The sequence below is a fragment of the Amycolatopsis sp. NPDC021455 genome (assembly GCF_040640995.1).
Classification (GTDB): domain Bacteria; phylum Actinomycetota; class Actinomycetes; order Mycobacteriales; family Pseudonocardiaceae; genus Amycolatopsis.
The window spans coordinates 17,882-33,301 of the sequence record NZ_JBFACT010000012.1; the positions used below are offsets into that span (position 1 = coordinate 17,882).

Here is a 15,420-nt window from a genome sequence, read left to right on the forward strand (position 1 = left end):
CTCGTTCAAGACACCCCAGCCCCGCAGCCCCGCCGGATTCACGGCTGCCGCCGGCCACAGGAGCTCGCCGGGTGCAGGTAGCCGCGCGGGGCAACCCGCATCACCACAGCAGACATCGACGCTCCTGAGAAAACCCCAATGTGGCGTTGGTTGCGTCCAACGCACCCAATGTGGCGTTCGGTGCGTCCAACGCACCCAATGTGGCGTTGGTTGCGTCCAACGCACCCAATGTGGCGTTCGGTGCGTCCAACGCACCCAACGCCACATTGGGGCGCTTGAGGCTGGGCGCGGCGGCGCCGGGCCGTCAGCCCATCGCTTCGGCCCGGCGCATCACGTCCCGGCACAGTCGCCCGACGTCGTCCGGGTCGTCGGTGAACTGGGACGGCTTCAGGCAGAACGTCGTGAAGCCCTGCTCGATCTGCTCGGGCAGCGCGGCCATGGCCTGGCCGACATCAGCGCACGAACGCGCGTCCGGGAACACCGCCCGGGTCCCGCCGATCAGTTCCAGCTCCCGGCCGGGCACCGCGGCACGCAACCGCGCAAGGTCCTCTGTGGACGGTACGCCGAGCGGGTGGAACCCGTGGCCGTAGCGGACGATCCGGTCCAGCAGCCGGTCGTGCAGGCGCCGGCCCCCGAACCACATCCGCGGGCCGTCCGGGCGGTACGCCTTCGGCTCGAAGTAGATGTCCTTGAAGGAAAAGAACTCCCCCGCGTAGGAGACCGGCGAGGATCGCCACAGCAGCTCCAGGATCTCGAGCTGTTCGTCGAGGATCCTCCCGCGCCGGGCGAACGGCACGCCCAGGGCGTCGTACTCGTCCCGGCTCCAGCTGACCGTCGGCTGGACGACCAGCCGCCCTTCGCTCAGCAGGTCGAGGGTGCCCAGTTCCCGCGCCAGCAGCAGCGGGTGCCGCAGCGGCGCCAGGATCGCCCCGGCGACCAGCCGCAGCCGCGAAGTCACCGAGGCGATCGAGGACAGCAGCGACAGCGAATGCGGCCACGGCGTGAAGGGATCCTGGTTGCCGGGCAACGCATATTCGCGGGGGTTGCCCATGACACCCCGGTCGGAGGCGTCGGGACCGAGCACGACGTGTTCGCTGATCATCACGGCGTCGAACCCGCTGTCCTCGGCCTCGCGGGCCCACCGCACCAGCGTCGGCAGGTCCCGGCCCGAGGTCAGCGTCCAGTTCTCGCTGAGGATCAGCAGCATCCGGGGTGCGGTCACGCGCGCACCGCCGCGTGCCGGAAGGCCGCCACCAGGCCGAGCACGAAGACCACGGCGGCCGCGTACGGCGCGTAGATGATCGGCGCGCCGACCTTGTACACGGCCCCGAAAATCGCGGCCCCGGTAACGACGATGCCGACCGTGCCGGCCAGGTACACCGCCCAGCGCCGCGGGTGGTCGCGCAGGCCGCGCAACGCCCCCGCCGACATCAGCAGGTAGATCACGGCGAGGGAGAACCCGCCGAACGTCGAGCCCCAGCTGAACATCGCCACGTAGTGCGGCATCCCGTCCTGCGCGAGGAAGCCGCTCCAGACGGCGGTGAGCACCAGGACCACCGCGTGGACGAGCACCACGACACCCGACGCGACCAGGGGCGTGCCCCGGCGGCTCACCTTGCCGAGCGCGGTGGGCAGCCGCCGGTCGCGGGCGAGCGCGAACATGCCGCGCGACGCCGCCACGGCGCAGCCGATCAGCACCGCGAGCATGTCCAGCACCACGACCAGCTCCAGCAGCCGCCGGACGAGCACGGACCCGAACCCGCCGTCGGAGACCGGGCCGGCCAGGCCGAACAGCGGCGCGCCGGCGTTCTTGCCGAGCGTCTCGAGGTCGAAGTGATAGCCGGCGACCTGGCTGTAGGAGCCGATGACGTAGAAGGCGGCCACGGTGAGGACCGAGATGAGCACCGCGCGCGGGATGTCCCGCTTCGGGTGCGCGGTCTCCTCGCCGAGGTTGGCCGCCGTCTCGAAGCCGGTGAAGAGCAGAACGCCGTACAGCACGCCGAAGAGGATCCCGCCGAAGCCCTGCGGTGACGTGCTGGGCGTGAACGCGGTGGCGACGTCGTTGGCGGCGCCGACCTTGGCGATCACCACGACGAAGAACACCAGCACGACGACGAACGAGACGAGCGCCAGCAGCAGCTGCGCTCTCGTCGACAGCGCGACGCCGAGGTACAGCACGACCGAGAGCCCGATCAGCAGGACGAGGTCCCAGCCCGCCTCGGGCAGCGGCGTGATGCCGAACTCGGCCTGCAGGGTGTCGTGGATCGTGCCGCCGATCATCACCAGGATGCCCGCACCGAGGGCGAGAATGCCCGCGTAGTAAAGGAATCCGGCCGCGGCGCCGATGCGCTTGCCGAGGCCGTCGGTGACGTAGTCGTAGAGGGATCCGGCGGCCTGGATGCGTTTCGTGTATTCGGAAACGATCCAGCCGAGGCCCAGCACGCCGACCGCCGCGATCGCCACCGAGAGGGGGGCGGCGGCTCCGGCGCCACTGCCGGAGGCGTTGAGCCCGACCAGGAGCGGGACCAGGAAGGCGATCGAAAAGACCGGCCCGATCACGCCGACGGACTGCGCGATCGCGTCCACCAGCTTGAGGGAGCCACCGAGCCGGTGGCCGGTGGTCGTGCTTTCCGATACGGCATGGTCGACCATGGTGTCTCCTCGACTCGGCCCCCGGCGCGGGAATCGTACGGGTACAAACGTTTGGATCGCAACAGTGTGCGGTCAGCTCGCGAAGATTTCTTTCAGGTAAGCCGAAACCAGGGCCTTGGCCCGGCGCCGCGCGTCCGCGGCGAAACGGTCGGCGTCCGCGACGAGGTCCGCCGGGCGGAGACCGAGGCCCCGCGCCTGGGCCGCGCCACCGTTGCCGACCCAGCGCCGGAGACCGGCCGGAGTGACCTCGGGGTGGAACTGGACGCCGAGGCTCCGGCCGATCCGGTAGGCCTGCGACGCCGCGGCGTTGCGCGCGATCTCGGCCGCCCCGGGCGGCACGGTGAACCGGTCGAAGTGCCACTGCAGCCACGGGCCCGGCGGCACCAGGTCCGGGTCGTCGGACTCGATGTCCACCCAGCCGATTTCCGGCGACGGCGACCGCGTGACGGTGCCGCCGAGCGCGCGGGCCAGTGCCTGCGCGCCGAAGCAGATGCCGAGCACGGCGCCGCCGTCGTCCACGGCTCGCGCCAGCCAGTCCAGTTCCGGCGCCAGCCACCGGCCGATCCGGGCGTCGTCGACGCCGGCACTCCACGGCGCGCCGAGCGGCACCAGCAGGTCGTACGCCGAACTGTCCGGAAAGGACGGTTCGACGTCCGGCGTGTGGTGCCGGTCCTCCGGCACGACGACGAGCTCGTCGACCGCCCAGCCGAGCCCGCGCAGCGCGGCACCGACGTACCCGGGATCGGACAACGCGTCGTGGAGGACGCACAGCGCGCGCATCAGGCGGTCTCGACCCGCACCGGGAGCTGCTTGATCCCGTTGACGAAGTTGCTGCGCACCCGCCGGACGTCGCCGGCGAGCTCGATGCGGCGCAGGCGGGGCAGCAGCGTCTCGAACATCAGCCGGATCTCCATCCGGGCGAGGCTGTTGCCGAGGCAGAAGTGCGGGCTGCCCTTGCCGAACGTGACGTGGTCGTTCGGCTTGCGGGTGACGTCGAAGGTGTACGGGTCGTCGAAGACGTCTTCGTCCCGGTTGCCCGAGGCGAACCACATCACGACCTTCTCCCCCGCCTTGATGTGCCGGCCGCGGAGTTCGACGTCGCGGGTGGCGGTCCGCCGGAAGTGGTAGACCGGGCTCGCCCAGCGCAGCATCTCCTCCACCGCGACCGGGATCCGGTCCGGCTCCCCCCGCAGCAGCGCCAGCTGGTCGGGGTTGTTCAGCAACGCCAGCATGGAATGGCTGATCGCGTGCCGCGTGGTCTCGTTGCCGGCGACCACCAGCAGCAGGAAGTAGTTGTCGAACTCGGTCGCGGTCAGCGGCTCGCCGTCGGCCGGGGTGCGGTTGACGAGGCTGCTCACGAGGTCTTCGCCGTCACCGCCCCGGCGCTGCCGGGCCAGTTCGCGCCCGTACTCGAACACCTCCAGCGCGGCGGGCGAGCGGAACGGCAGGTGCTTGTAGCGGTCGCTTTCGGCGTCGCCGAGGAGGACGTCGGCGTAGTCCGGGTCGGTGTTGCCGATGATCCGGTTGCCCCAGGCGATCAGCCGCCCGGTGTCGCGCGCGGGCACGTCGAGCATCCGGGCCAGGACCTGGATCGGGAAGTCCGCGCTGACTTCCTTGACGAAGTCGAACTCGCCCCGGCGCAACGCCGCGTCGACCGTCGCCTCGGTCAGCCCGCGCAGGAACTCCTCGTACTTCAGCAGGGTCCGGCCGCCGAAGTCGCGCTGCAGCAGCCTGCGCAGCGCCCGGTGGCGGACGCCGTCGGATTCGAGCATGGACCGCCGGAGCTCGGCCAGGTCGTCGTCGACGACCTCCTCGAGGTTGACGTACCCGGTCGAGGTGAACGTGTCCGGGTCCCGGTCGACGGCGACGATGTCCTCGTGCCGGGTGAGCGACCAGAACCCGGAGTTCGGCGCCGGTTCCGGGTTCCAGTGGACCGGTGCCTCCCGGCGCAGGACGTCGAACCGCGGCCACGCCTCGTTGCGCTCGAAGACGCCGAGGTCGGTCAGGTCGACCTGGGCGGCGGTCAGGGGGTGCGCGGTGGTCATGGCACTCCTCTACAGGTGGTAGGCGTACTCGCGGAACTCCCAGTCGGTGACGTACCGGGAGAACCGTTCGAGCTCGTTGCGTTTGTAGGCGAGGAAGGCCGTGACGAACCGGGGGCCGAGCAGCTCCGCGAACGCCGTGTCGGCTTCGAGGGCGTCGAGCGACGCCCCCAGGTCCGCGGGCAGCTTCGGCGCCTTCGCCGGGTCGTAGCCGTAGCCCTCCAGGGGCGCCGGCGCGGCCAGGCCGTCCTCGATGCCCAGGTACGCGGCCGCGAGCAGACCGGCCGTCACCAGGTAGGGGTTGGCGGTGGCGTCGCCTTGGCGCAGCTCCAGCCGGGCGGCCCGGCCGCGCTCGGGTGGGATCCGCACCATCGCGCTGCGGTTGTCCAGGCCCCAGTCGATCAGCCACGGGGCCAGGGTGTCCGGGCCGAACCGCTTGTACGAGTTGACCGTCGGGTTCGCGAGCGCGGACAGCGCCGGGGCGTGCGCGAGGATCCCGGCGATGGCGGCGCGGGCGACCTTCGAAAGGCCGTACTCGCCGCCCGGGTCGTCGAACAGCGGCCGCCCGTCGTCGTCCACAGTGGAGAAATGCAGGTGGAAGCCCGAACCGCCTTCGTCGTTGAAGGGCTTGGCCATGAACGTGGCCAGCTTGCCCTCGCGGCGGGCCAGCTCCTTGACCGCGGTCTTGAACCGGAAGGCCCGGTCGGCGGCGTCGAGGGCCTCGGAGTGCCAGAGGTTGATCTCGAACTGGCCGCTGCAGAACTCGTGGTTGGCGGTCACCACGTCGAGGCCGTAGCCGGCCAGGGAGCGCAACGAGCGCAGCAGCAGGTTCTCCGGGTCGCCCTTGCTGCCGGAGACGTAGACGTTGCCGGTGGCCTCGCCGTAGCGGCGCCAGCCGCCGGCCGCGTCCGGCTCGAGCACGTAGAACTCCAGCTCGGGGCCGACGACCGGCCGCATCCCCAGCTCGGCGAACCGCGCCAGGACGCCCCGGAGCACCTGGCGCGGGCTCTCGAGCGACGGCGTGCCGTCCGGGTTGAAGACGTCCGCGAGGCAGTGCGCGACGCCGGGCTCCCACGGCACGTCGGCCAGGGTGGCCAGGTCGGGGAACGCGACGACGTCCGGCAGGCCGTCGGCGAGGCCGCCCTCGCCGAGCTCGATGACGTCGCCCATCGGGCTGGTGCCGTACACGGTGCGGCAGAACGCGACGCCGTCGCCGAGTGTCCTGGCGAAGTTCGCGACCAGCACGTCGCGGCCGCGTTCGGTGCCGATGAAGTCGGGATAGCCCAGCCGGACGACGTCGATCCCGCGCTCGGTCAGCGCGGCCGCGGCGGCCGCGAGGGCGTCCTCGTCGAAGTGACCCACGACACCTCCCGGTTCGTTTGAACCCGAACGATAGACGTGGCGGACCTACCTGACAAGCCTTTCCCCCGGTCAGTTGCCGTTGTATCGTGCGGATCCAAACGACCGAAGGAGGGTGCGTGGCCGGCTTCTTCTACCCCCGCACGGCGACCGGGCAGGCGTCGATCGTCCCCGCGCCGCCCTGGTTCTACTCGGGGGACCTGCTCACCGTCGAGTACCGGACCGACCCGGCCCGCGTCGCCGAGCTGCTGCCGGAGCCGCTGTCGCTCGCGGACGAGGACCCGGGCGCGGTCGCGCTGATCTGGGCCGACTGGCAGTCGTGCTCGACCTCGCGCGAGGAGCTGCTGGACCCGGTGCGCGCCCAGTACAAGGAGGCCTTCGTGGTGGTCCGGTGCGCCTTCGAAGGCCGGACCTACTCCCGATGCGTCTACATCTGGGTCGACAAGGACTTCGCCATCGCCCGCGGCATCCACCAGGGCTACCCGAAGAAGCTCGGCTCGATCTGGCAGACCCGGCCGCACCCCTTCGGCCCGGCCCCCCGACTCGCGCCGGGCGCGGCCTTCGGCGCCACCCTCGCGGCCGGTGACCGGCGGCTCGCCGAAGCCGTCCTGAGCCTCACCGGGGAGTCGGCGACCAACGGGTTCGTCAACGGCCACCCGATGGCGCACCACCGCGTCCTGCCGGGCATCGGCCGGGGCGAGGGGGACGCGCACGCCGAGCTGATCGAGTCCGGCGCCAGCGCGTTCGAGGGCGGCCAGGCGTGGCGCGGCGACGTCGAGCTGCGGCTGTTCGACGCGCCCACCGAGGAACTGGCCCGGCTCGAGGTCCACGAGCTCATCGGCGGCTACTACCGGCAGGTCGGCGTCACCTGGGACGGCGGGCGGCGGCTGGCCGAACTGCCGTCCGTTTGAGGCCGTACGATCGGGACATGCCGGACGGATACAGCCTCGCCGAAACCGAAAAGGCGATGTCCGCGCACATCGCCAAGCTCGCGCTCGACCTCCCCGCCGCGGCGGCGCTGTCCAGCCTGTACCGCGCGGCCAACGCCGTCCGCAACCACCTCACCAACGCGGTGCTGCGCGAGCACGACCTGAGCTGGACGGGCTTCGTCGTCCTGTGGTGCGTGTGGATCTTCGACGGCCTCGAAACCCGGCACGCGGCGACCGTCGCGGCGATCTCCAAGGGCACGCTGACCGGCGTCGCGAAGACCCTGGAGGGCCGCGGCCTGCTGCGCCGCGAGGTCGACGCCGGCGACCGCCGCCTGGTGCACCTGGTCCTCACCGACGAGGGCCTGGCGCTGATGGAGGACCTCTACCCGCGGTTCAACGCGGCCGAGGCCGAGGTGGTGGCCCGCATCAGCGGCGGCAAGCTCACCACGATCACCAACGGCCTGCGCACGATGGTCCAGACGGTCGAAGACAAGTCCTGGGACGCTCAGTAGCGGCGGTGACGAAAGCCGCGAAGACGGCCGCCTGGGCGGGGTCGGTCGCGGCGGTGTCCTCCGGGTGCCATTGGAGGCCCAGGAACCAGCCGCGCGCGCCCGGCAGCTCGATCGCCTCCGGCACGCCGTCCGCCGCCTCGGCCACCACCGTGAGCCCGGCGCCGAGGCGGCCCAGGCCCTGGTGGTGGAAGCACGACACCTCCACCGCCTCGCCGGTGAGCGAGGCCAGCAGCGTTCCCGGGGCGGCCTTGGCGAGGTGCACCTGATGCCGGTGGCCGGGCAGGTCCTGCACGACGTCCCCGCCCAGCGCCACGTTGACGACCTGCGCGCCGCGGCAGATCGCCAGCAGCGGCCGTCCCGCTTCCAGGGCCCAGGCCGCCACCGCGAGGTCGAACGCGTCCTGCTCGACGTCGACGTCGTACTCGCTCGGGTGGGCGTCCTGCCCGGCCCAGCTCGGGTGCAGGTCGCCGCCGCCGGGCAGCAGCACGCCGTCCGCGATGGACAGTCGCGACGCGACCTCGCCGGGGTCGGCCGGGTGCATCAGGAGCGGCTCGCCGCCGGCCGCGTAGACCGCCTCGACGAGGGCCCGCGCGCCGACCTCGGCCCGGTACCGCAGTGCGGAGGCGCTCGCCGAGAACCGGGCCGGGACGACGATCAGCGGCCGCCGGTCAGCCATGGTGGATCCAGGTGGTCTTGAGGTCGCGGTACTCGTCGAGGGCGTGCCGGGACTTGTCGCGGCCGAAGCCGGACAGCTTCACGCCGCCGAACGGGACCGCGAGGTCGCCCTCCTCGTAGCAGTTCACCCAGACCGTCCCGGCGCGCAGCCGTCGCGAAATCCGGTGCGCCGCCCCGAGATCGGCCGTCCACAGCGCGGCCGCGAGGCCGTACGGCGTGTCGCCCGCGACGCGGATCGCCTCTTCCTCGCCGGCGACCACCTGCACGGCCAGCACCGGCCCGAAGATCTCTTCGCGCAGCACGGGGTTGCCGGGCGCGCAGCCGGTCAGGACGGTCGGCTCGAGGTAGTTCCCCCCGGTTTCGGCGAGGACCTGCTCACCGCCGGTGACGAGCCGGGCGCCCTCGTCGACGCCGCGGCGGACGGCGTCACGCACCCGGCCGAGGTGCGCCGCGTCGACGAGCGGGCCCATTTTCGTGCCCGGCAGGAGCGGGTCGGCCGGGAACCAGCCGGAACCGGTGGCCACGACCCGGTCCACGACCCGGTCGGCGACGTCGCGGTGCACGACCAGCCGCGAACCGGCGGTGCACATCTGGCCGGAGTTGAAGAAGATCGCCCACGCGGCGGTGTCGGCGGCGGCGTCGAGGTCGGGCGCGTCCGGCAGGATGATGTTCGGCGACTTCCCGCCGAGTTCGAGGTAGACACGCTTGAGGTTGCTGTCCGCGGCGTACCGCAGGAAGTGCCGCCCGGCCTCGGTGGAGCCGGTGAAGGTGAGGACGTCGACTCCCCCGTGCTCGCCGAGGCGACGGCCGACGACGGCGCCGTCCCCGGAGAGGACGTTGAGCACGCCCGGCGGCAGGCCCGCCTCGGCTCCGAGCGCCGCCACGCGCTGCATCGACAGCGGGCTGCGTTCCGACGTCTTGAGCACGACCGTGCAGCCCGCCGCGAGCGCCGGGGCGAACTTCCACCCGGCCAGGGTGAGCGGGAAGTTCCACGGCACCACGGCGGCCACGACACCGGCGGGCTCGCGGGTCACCAGGGCCAGTTCGCCCTCGGTCGTGGGCGCGACTTCGCCGTGGTCCTTGTCCGCGAGTTCGCCGTAGAAGCGCAGGGTCCGGACCAGCGCGCGCAGCTCGATCTCGTACGCCTGGCGGATCGGCTTGCCCATCTCCAGGCTGATCAGGAGCGCGAGTTCGGCCCGGTGCGCGTCGACCAGCGCGGCGAAGCGCTGCAGCACTTCGCCGCGGTCCCGGGGGTGCAGCCGCGGCCACGGCCCGTGGTCGAACGCCCGCCGCGCGGCCGTGACGGCCCGGTCGGCGTCGTCACCGTCGGCCCAGGGGAACTCGGCCAGCAGCACACCGTCACGCGCGGACCGCACCGGGCGCGTCCGGGCGGCGCCGCGCGGTTCACCGTCGACGAACAGCCCCTCCGGCACCCGGACGGCCGCGGCCAGCGCCGCCCAGTCCGTGGCCACGACCGGATCGTCCACCTGCGGTGCGGTCATCAGCACTCCTTGACCGAGAACGAGACGCGGGATACGTTTGGATCCGAACGATACATCCTGGAGGGCGTCATGAACACCGCGCTCGTCGCCGGAACCGCCGTCGACACCCGCCACTGGATCGGCGGCCGCCGGATCGGGTCGACCGGCACCTTCGAGGACCTGTCCCCGATCGACGGCCGCACCATCGCGCACGTCGCCCGCGGCGGCCGGCCGGAAGCGGACGCGGCGGTCGCCGCGGCGAAAACCGCCTTTCCCGCCTGGGCCGCCACTCCCCCGGCCGAACGCGCGCGGCTGCTGCGCGCCATCGCCGACGGCGTCGAGAAACGTCTCGAAGAGCTCGCGATCGTCGAGACGACCGACAACGGCGCGCTGATCCGCTCGCACCGCCGCGGCGTCATGCCGCGCGTGGCCCACAACTTCCGGTTCTTCGCCGACTACCTGGAGCACGAGCTCGGTCACCCGGACTTCGAGACCCGCGGCCACCGCAACCACGTCAGCTGGGACCCGGCCGGCGTGTGCGTGCTCATCTCGCCGTGGAACGCGCCGCTGATGCTGGCCACCTGGAAGGTCGCGCCCGCGCTGGCCGCGGGGAACACCGTCGTGCTCAAGCCGTCCGAGTGGTCGCCGCTGACCGCGTCGCTGCTCGCCGACATCGCCGCCGACGCCGGACTGCCCGACGGCGTCCTCAACGTCGTCCAGGGCATCGGCGAAGAAGCGGGCGCGGCCCTCGTCGCCCACCCCGACGTCCGGCGCATCTCCTTCACCGGTTCGGTCCCCACCGCGAAGGTGATCGCCCGCTCGGCGGCGGCCAACCTGACGCCGCTTTCGCTGGAGCTGGGCGGGAAGTCGCCGTTCCTCGTCTTCGCCGACGCCGACCTGGACCTCGCGGTCGCCAACGCCGTCGAGCAGTACGACAACGCCGGACAGGTCTGCCTGTCCGGCACCCGGCTGTACGTCGAAGAGTCCATTCGCGACGAGTTCGTCCGGCGCTTTCTCGAGCGCGCCGGGCAGCTGAAGCAAGGAGACCCGCGGGACGAGGCGACCGACATCGGGCCGTCCGTCCACCCCGACCACCTGTCGCGTGTGGACGGTTTCGTCCAGCGCGCGAAACGGGACGGCGCGACGGTCTTGCTCGGCGGTGGCCCCAACACCGATCTCGGCGGCCTCTACTACCGGCCGACGCTCTTCACCGACGTCGACCCGCGCAGCGAGATCGCCACCGAGGAAGTCTTCGGCCCGGTTTTGGTCCTGCACACGTTCCGCGACGAGGACGAGGTCGTGGCCGCGGCCAACGACTCGGCGTTCGGGCTGGCCGCGATGCTGTTCACCGGCGACCCCGGACGCGCCGAGCGCGTCGCCGCCCGGCTCGTCGCCGGAACCGTGTGGACGAACTGCTTCTTCGTCCGCGACCTGCGCGCCCCCTTCGGCGGCGCGCGGCAGTCCGGGATCGGCCGCGAGGGCGGCACCTGGTCGTTCGACTTCTACTGCGAGGTCAAGAACACCGTCTTCGCACCGGTTGGCTGGAGGTCCTGATGGGTGAGGTCGTCGGCGCGGGCCTGCTGGCCCATGTCCCCACCATCGTCCTGCCCGAGGCCGAACGGCGGGCGCTCAACCACGGCGAGGACACCACCCTCGTCGCCGGGCTGCGGCAGCTGCGGACCGAGGTCTTCGAGACCCTGGAATACGACACCGTCGTCGTGCTCGACTCGCACTGGGCGACGACCGTCGAGTTCGTCATCACCGCGCACGACCGCCGCTCGGGACTGTTCACTTCGGAGGAACTCCCGCGGGGCATGTGCCGCCGTCCCTACGACTTCCCGGGCGACCCGGAGCTGGCCCACGCCGTCGCCGCCAAGGCCGGCGAACACGGCACGTGGATCACCGCCATCGACGACCACCACCTGCCGATCTTCTACGCCACCACCAACCTCTGGGAGTACCTCGGCCAGGGCCTGCCGGACAAGCGCTGGGTGTCCATCGGCGTGTGCCAGACCGCCGAGACCGAGGACAACCTGCGGCTCGGCCGGGCCCTCGGCGACGCGATCGCCGAACTCGACCGCAAGGTGCTGCTGATCGCCTCCGGCGCCATGAGTCACACGTTCTGGTCACTACGCCAGCTGCGGGCGCACGAAGCCGCCGGAGTGGAGCACATCTTCAGCCCAGAGGCCGCGGCCGCCGACGCCGAGCGGCTCGGCTGGTTCGCCGACGGCGATCACGAGCGCGTGCTCGCGACCATGCCGGAGTTCCTGCGGTTCAAGCCGGAAGCCCGGTTCGGGCACTACCTGATGATGATCGGCGCGCTCGGCGAAGGCTCCTGCACCGCGAAATCCCGCCAGTACGGCGAATACGAGAACTCCGTCGGCACCGGGCAGGTCCACCTCTGGTTCGACCGGCCCGCCGACGGCTTCCCCCGCCCCCGACGGACCGAAGGTGTCACCCCGTGACCGAACACCGCCGCATCCTGCTCGACGGCGCGACCGTCGACGTCGTCCGCGACGGCGAAGTCCTCCGCGCCGCCGACGGCCGGGAAGTCGCCGCCGACGACGCGGTCCACCTGCCGCCGGTGGTCCCGTCGAAGATCATCGCCGTCCACCTCAACCACCACAGCCGGGTCGCCGAATTCGGGGTGAAACTCCCGCCGGCCCCGACGTACTTCCACAAGCCGACGTCGTCGCTGAACGCGCACAACGGCGCGGTGGTGCGGCCGGAGGGCTGCAAGTGGCTCAACTACGAGGGCGAGGTCGCCATCGTGATCGGCCGCGTCACCCGCAACATCTCGCCGGCGGAAGCCGCGGACCACATCGCCGGCTACACCATCGCGAACGACTTCGGCCTGCACGACTTCCGCGACACCGACGCCGGTTCGATGCTGCGCGTCAAAGGCTCCGACACGCTGTGCCCGCTCGGCCCCGGCCTGGTCGACGACTGGGACTTCCGCGGCAAGACGATCCGTACCCTCGTCAACGGCGAAGTCCGCCAGGACGGCAGCACCGGCGAGATGGAGTGGGACATGCACTACCTCGTCGCGGACATCGCCCGCACCATCACCCTCTTCCCCGGCGACGTGCTGCTGTCCGGCACGCCGGCGAACTCGCGGCCGGTCCAGCCCGGTGACGTGGTGTCCGTCGAGGTGGAGGGGCTCGGGACGCTGACCAACGACATCGTCTCGGGCCCGGTGCCGATCCGCACCGACGTCGGCGCGCAGCCGACGGAGAGCGAAGAAGTCCTGTCCACCGCCCAGGGCGGGGACTGGGAGTTCCGCGGCATCCGCCCGCCCCGCCGATCCTGACCGTCCACAAGGGAGATTTCGTGCACATCGCCGTCGATCTGAACAAGTGCCAGGACCACGGGCAGTGCGTCTTTTCCGCGCCGTCGGTGTTCTCCTTGGACGGACAGGGAAAGCTGTCCTTCCGCGCGGAGGCGGACGGGACCTACGTCTCGGCCGCCCTCGACGAAGCCCTGCGCGACGACGTCGAAGAAGCCGCGGACGTCTGCCCGCTGCAGGCCATCGCGGTCGAGGACTGACGTGGCCGCCGACCGCGTGGTGGTCGTCGGCGCGTCGATGGCTGGGCTGCGCGCCGCCGAGGCCGTGCGCAAGGCCGGGTACGGCGGCGAGGTCGTCGTCATCGGCGACGAACCGCACATGCCGTACAACCGGCCGCCGCTGTCCAAGACCGCGCTGGGTGCCGAACCCGCGGACCTGGCCTTCCGGATCCCCCGGCACGCCCGCGACGTCACCTGGCGGCTCGGCGAGGCGGTGACAGCGGCGGACCTGTCCACGCGGACGGTCACCTGCGCCGGCGGCGAGGTGCTCGGCTGGTCGGGGCTCGTCATCGCCAGCGGCCTGCGTCCCCGGCGGCTCCCGATCCCCGGCCCGGACCGCTGCGTCATCCGGACCCTCGACGACGCGGCGCGGGTTCGCGCCGCGCTGCGGCCCGGAGCCCGGCTGGTCGTCGTCGGCGCGGGGTTCATCGGGTGCGAGGTCGCCGCGGCCGCCCGGGCCCTCGGGGCGGAGGTCGACGTCGTCGCGCCGGAGAGCGTCCCGGTCGAGCGTCCGCTCGGGCAGCTCTTGGGTGCGGCTCTGCGACGCCGCCACGAGGCGCACGGCGTCCGCTTCCACCTGGGCACGGTGCCGGCCGAGTACCGGACGTCGTCGGTGGTGCTGGGCGACGGCACCGAACTGCCGGCCGACCTGGTGATCGAGGCGGTCGGCTGCGTCCCCGCCACGGACTGGCTGGCCGGCACCGGCCTGGACCTCACCGACGGCGTCCTCTGCGACAACTCGCTGCGCGCGGGCGGCCGTCCCCACGTGGTGGCGTGCGGTGACGTCGCCCGCTTCCCGAACCCGCTGTTCGACGACGTGCCCCGCCGCGTCGAGCACTGGACCATGGCGACCGACACCGCCAAGCGCGCCGGGACGGCACTCGGCCGTCACCTCGCCGGCGCCGAGCCGGACGGGACGCCGTTCGCGCCGCTGCCGTCGTTCTGGAGCGACCAGTACGACTTCCGCCTCCAGTCCTACGGCGCGGCCGGCCTGGGTGACGAGGTCCGCGTCCTCGAAGGCGATCTCGACGGCGAAGCCGCCGTCGAGTACCACCGCCGTGGCCGGTTGACGGGCGTGGTGCTCATCGGCCTCGGCGCCCGGTACGCGCACTACCGTGCGCTGGTCACCGAGGGTCGCGACCTCGCCTTGCGGTAGCCGAGCACTGCAGCATTCGGGTGAGTCTTGTAACTCTGCGTCAGGACCTGGCGAGTCTTCTGATAGCACACGAGGCCCGGGAGGCGTCATGGTCGTCATCGGAACGTGGAACCTGGAGAACCTGTTCCGGCCCGGCGACGGAGACGGCCGTCCGGACCCCGCGACCTACGACGCCAAACTGGCGGCCCTGCGCGACACGATCACGGCGATCGGCCCGGACGTGCTGGCCGTGCAGGAGGTCGGCGATCCGGAAGCGCTGGACGACCTCATCGCGCGGCTGCCCGGAGAATGGCACCGGACGTGCTCGGATCACCCCGACGGCCGCGGGATCCGGGTCGGTTTCCTCTCCCGCCTGCCGCTGACCGTCGTCGCCGACACGGTGGCCCTGCCGGCGAAGCTGGCGCCGATCCAGATCGCCGACCCGCCGGCCCCGCTCAGCGGCGAACTGGGCCGTGGCGTGCTGACCGTCACCGCGGCTCTCGCGGGCGGCGGCACGCTCACCCTGATCACCTGCCACCTGAAGTCGAAGCTGCTGTCCTACCCGGGAAACCGGTTCTTCCCGCACGGCGAAGACGAACGCGCCCGCTACGGCGCTTACGCCCTCTACCGCCGGACCGCGGAAGCCGCGGCCGTCCGCGAACTGGCCACGGCCGCGCTCGAACCGGGCGAGGGCGAACGCGTCATCGTGCTCGGCGACCTCAACGACGAAGCCGCCGCGGCGACCACCCAGATCCTGTCCGGCCCACCGGGCTCGGAGATCGGCACCGGCGGCTTCGCCCGCGACGACGCGGGCGACCGCCTGCGCCTGTGGAACCTCGCCGCGCTGATCCCGGACGCCGAGCGCTACTCCCGCATCAACAACGGCCGCCGCGAGCTGATCGACCACATCCTCGTCAGCCACGCGCTGCTGGCGCCCCTGCCCGAGGTCCACGCGGTCCACGACTACGACCTGCCCTCGGTCACCGAACAGCCGGCGGCGCACGTGAGCAAGCCCGGCTCCGACCACGCCCCGGTCGTCGCCACCTTCACCCTGGCCGGCTGAGCCCGGTT

15 protein-coding genes are annotated in these 15,420 nt (G+C 72.1%); 8 read left to right on the forward strand and 7 right to left on the reverse strand.

Annotation, left to right across the window (positions count from 1 at the left end):
• Positions 1–304 precede the first annotated feature (304 nt).
• The 5 genes from AB0G28_RS17090 to AB0G28_RS17110 form a co-directional block, all read right to left on the reverse strand.
• Entirely contained in the window at positions 305–1,222 is a 918-nt protein-coding gene (locus AB0G28_RS17090) for a TIGR03619 family F420-dependent LLM class oxidoreductase (RefSeq protein ID WP_361089244.1), read from the reverse strand.
• On the reverse strand, positions 1,219–2,652 hold the full coding sequence (locus AB0G28_RS17095; protein WP_361089246.1) for an APC family permease: 1,434 nt from the start codon (positions 2,650–2,652) through the stop codon (positions 1,219–1,221). Before AB0G28_RS17095 ends, AB0G28_RS17090 begins: the two co-directional genes overlap by 4 nt.
• Positions 2,653–2,724: 72 nt before the next feature.
• On the reverse strand, positions 2,725–3,432 hold the full coding sequence (locus AB0G28_RS17100; protein WP_361089248.1) for a type 1 glutamine amidotransferase: 708 nt from the start codon (positions 3,430–3,432) through the stop codon (positions 2,725–2,727).
• Positions 3,432–4,697 (reverse strand): cytochrome P450, encoded by a 1,266-nt coding sequence (locus AB0G28_RS17105; RefSeq protein ID WP_361089249.1) that lies wholly within the window; start codon positions 4,695–4,697, stop codon positions 3,432–3,434. Before AB0G28_RS17105 ends, AB0G28_RS17100 begins: the two co-directional genes overlap by 1 nt.
• Before the next feature lie 9 nt (positions 4,698–4,706).
• Positions 4,707–6,056: a glutamine synthetase family protein gene (locus AB0G28_RS17110; protein WP_361089251.1), complete on the reverse strand. Its 1,350-nt coding sequence runs from the start codon at positions 6,054–6,056 to the stop codon at positions 4,707–4,709.
• A 116-nt stretch (positions 6,057–6,172) separates the two neighbouring features.
• Between AB0G28_RS17110 and AB0G28_RS17115 the strand changes: the two genes are divergently transcribed.
• Positions 6,173–6,964: an acetoacetate decarboxylase family protein gene (locus tag AB0G28_RS17115; RefSeq protein WP_361089253.1), complete on the forward strand. Its 792-nt coding sequence runs from the start codon at positions 6,173–6,175 to the stop codon at positions 6,962–6,964.
• Between the two features lie 17 nt (positions 6,965–6,981).
• The gene (locus AB0G28_RS17120) at positions 6,982–7,494 is read left to right on the forward strand and encodes a MarR family transcriptional regulator (protein ID WP_361089255.1); all 513 of its coding nucleotides are present in this window, start codon (positions 6,982–6,984) and stop codon (positions 7,492–7,494) included.
• Here AB0G28_RS17120 and AB0G28_RS17125 read toward each other — a convergent pair.
• Together AB0G28_RS17125 and AB0G28_RS17130 are read right to left on the reverse strand one after the other, a co-directional pair.
• Positions 7,433–8,170, reverse strand: coding sequence for a gamma-glutamyl-gamma-aminobutyrate hydrolase family protein (locus AB0G28_RS17125; protein WP_361089256.1), 738 nt, complete (start codon positions 8,168–8,170; stop codon positions 7,433–7,435). The genes AB0G28_RS17120 and AB0G28_RS17125 overlap by 62 nt on opposite strands.
• Positions 8,163–9,671 carry an aldehyde dehydrogenase family protein gene (locus tag AB0G28_RS17130; protein ID WP_361089258.1) on the reverse strand — a complete coding sequence of 503 codons (1,509 nt, stop codon included), beginning with the start codon at positions 9,669–9,671 and terminating at the stop codon, positions 8,163–8,165. Before AB0G28_RS17130 ends, AB0G28_RS17125 begins: the two co-directional genes overlap by 8 nt.
• A 69-nt stretch (positions 9,672–9,740) precedes the next feature.
• On the opposite strand from AB0G28_RS17130, the gene AB0G28_RS17135 reads away from it, so the two are divergent.
• The 6 genes from AB0G28_RS17135 (at position 9,741) to AB0G28_RS17160 (ending at position 15,412) form a co-directional block, all read left to right on the forward strand.
• Positions 9,741–11,204, forward strand: coding sequence for an aldehyde dehydrogenase (locus AB0G28_RS17135; RefSeq protein ID WP_361089260.1), 1,464 nt, complete (start codon positions 9,741–9,743; stop codon positions 11,202–11,204).
• On the forward strand, positions 11,204–12,115 hold the full coding sequence (locus AB0G28_RS17140) for a catechol 1,2-dioxygenase (protein ID WP_361089262.1): 912 nt from the start codon (positions 11,204–11,206) through the stop codon (positions 12,113–12,115). The genes AB0G28_RS17135 and AB0G28_RS17140 overlap by 1 nt, the downstream gene beginning before the upstream one ends.
• Positions 12,112–12,960 (forward strand): fumarylacetoacetate hydrolase family protein, encoded by an 849-nt coding sequence (locus AB0G28_RS17145; RefSeq protein ID WP_361089264.1) that lies wholly within the window; start codon positions 12,112–12,114, stop codon positions 12,958–12,960. The genes AB0G28_RS17140 and AB0G28_RS17145 overlap by 4 nt, the downstream gene beginning before the upstream one ends.
• Positions 12,961–12,980: 20 nt before the next feature.
• A complete protein-coding gene (locus AB0G28_RS17150) occupies positions 12,981–13,196 on the forward strand; it encodes a ferredoxin (RefSeq protein WP_361089266.1) in 216 nt (71 codons plus the stop codon).
• A 1-nt stretch (position 13,197) separates the two neighbouring features.
• Positions 13,198–14,370 (forward strand): FAD-dependent oxidoreductase, encoded by a 1,173-nt coding sequence (locus AB0G28_RS17155; protein WP_361089268.1) that lies wholly within the window; start codon positions 13,198–13,200, stop codon positions 14,368–14,370.
• 88 nt (positions 14,371–14,458) lie between these two features.
• Positions 14,459–15,412 (forward strand): endonuclease/exonuclease/phosphatase family protein, encoded by a 954-nt coding sequence (locus tag AB0G28_RS17160; RefSeq protein WP_361089270.1) that lies wholly within the window; start codon positions 14,459–14,461, stop codon positions 15,410–15,412.
• Positions 15,413–15,420: the final 8 nt, after the last annotated feature.

What these genes read in the sequence shown, in the direction of transcription:
- AB0G28_RS17160 (WP_361089270.1), top strand. Translation starts at nt 14,459, where the DNA reads ATGGTCGTCATCGGAACGTGGAACCTGGAGAACCTGTTCCGGCCCGGC.
- AB0G28_RS17135 (WP_361089260.1), top strand. Translation starts at nt 9,741, where the DNA reads ATGAACACCGCGCTCGTCGCCGGAACCGCCGTCGACACCCGCCACTGG.
- AB0G28_RS17105 (WP_361089249.1), bottom strand. Translation starts at nt 4,697, where the DNA reads ATGACCACCGCGCACCCCCTGACCGCCGCCCAGGTCGACCTGACCGAC.
- AB0G28_RS17095 (WP_361089246.1), bottom strand. Translation starts at nt 2,652, where the DNA reads ATGGTCGACCATGCCGTATCGGAAAGCACGACCACCGGCCACCGGCTC.
- AB0G28_RS17140 (WP_361089262.1), top strand. Translation starts at nt 11,204, where the DNA reads ATGGGTGAGGTCGTCGGCGCGGGCCTGCTGGCCCATGTCCCCACCATC.
- AB0G28_RS17130 (WP_361089258.1), bottom strand. Translation starts at nt 9,671, where the DNA reads ATGACCGCACCGCAGGTGGACGATCCGGTCGTGGCCACGGACTGGGCG.
- AB0G28_RS17100 (WP_361089248.1), bottom strand. Translation starts at nt 3,432, where the DNA reads ATGCGCGCGCTGTGCGTCCTCCACGACGCGTTGTCCGATCCCGGGTAC.
- AB0G28_RS17125 (WP_361089256.1), bottom strand. Translation starts at nt 8,170, where the DNA reads ATGGCTGACCGGCGGCCGCTGATCGTCGTCCCGGCCCGGTTCTCGGCG.
- AB0G28_RS17120 (WP_361089255.1), top strand. Translation starts at nt 6,982, where the DNA reads ATGCCGGACGGATACAGCCTCGCCGAAACCGAAAAGGCGATGTCCGCG.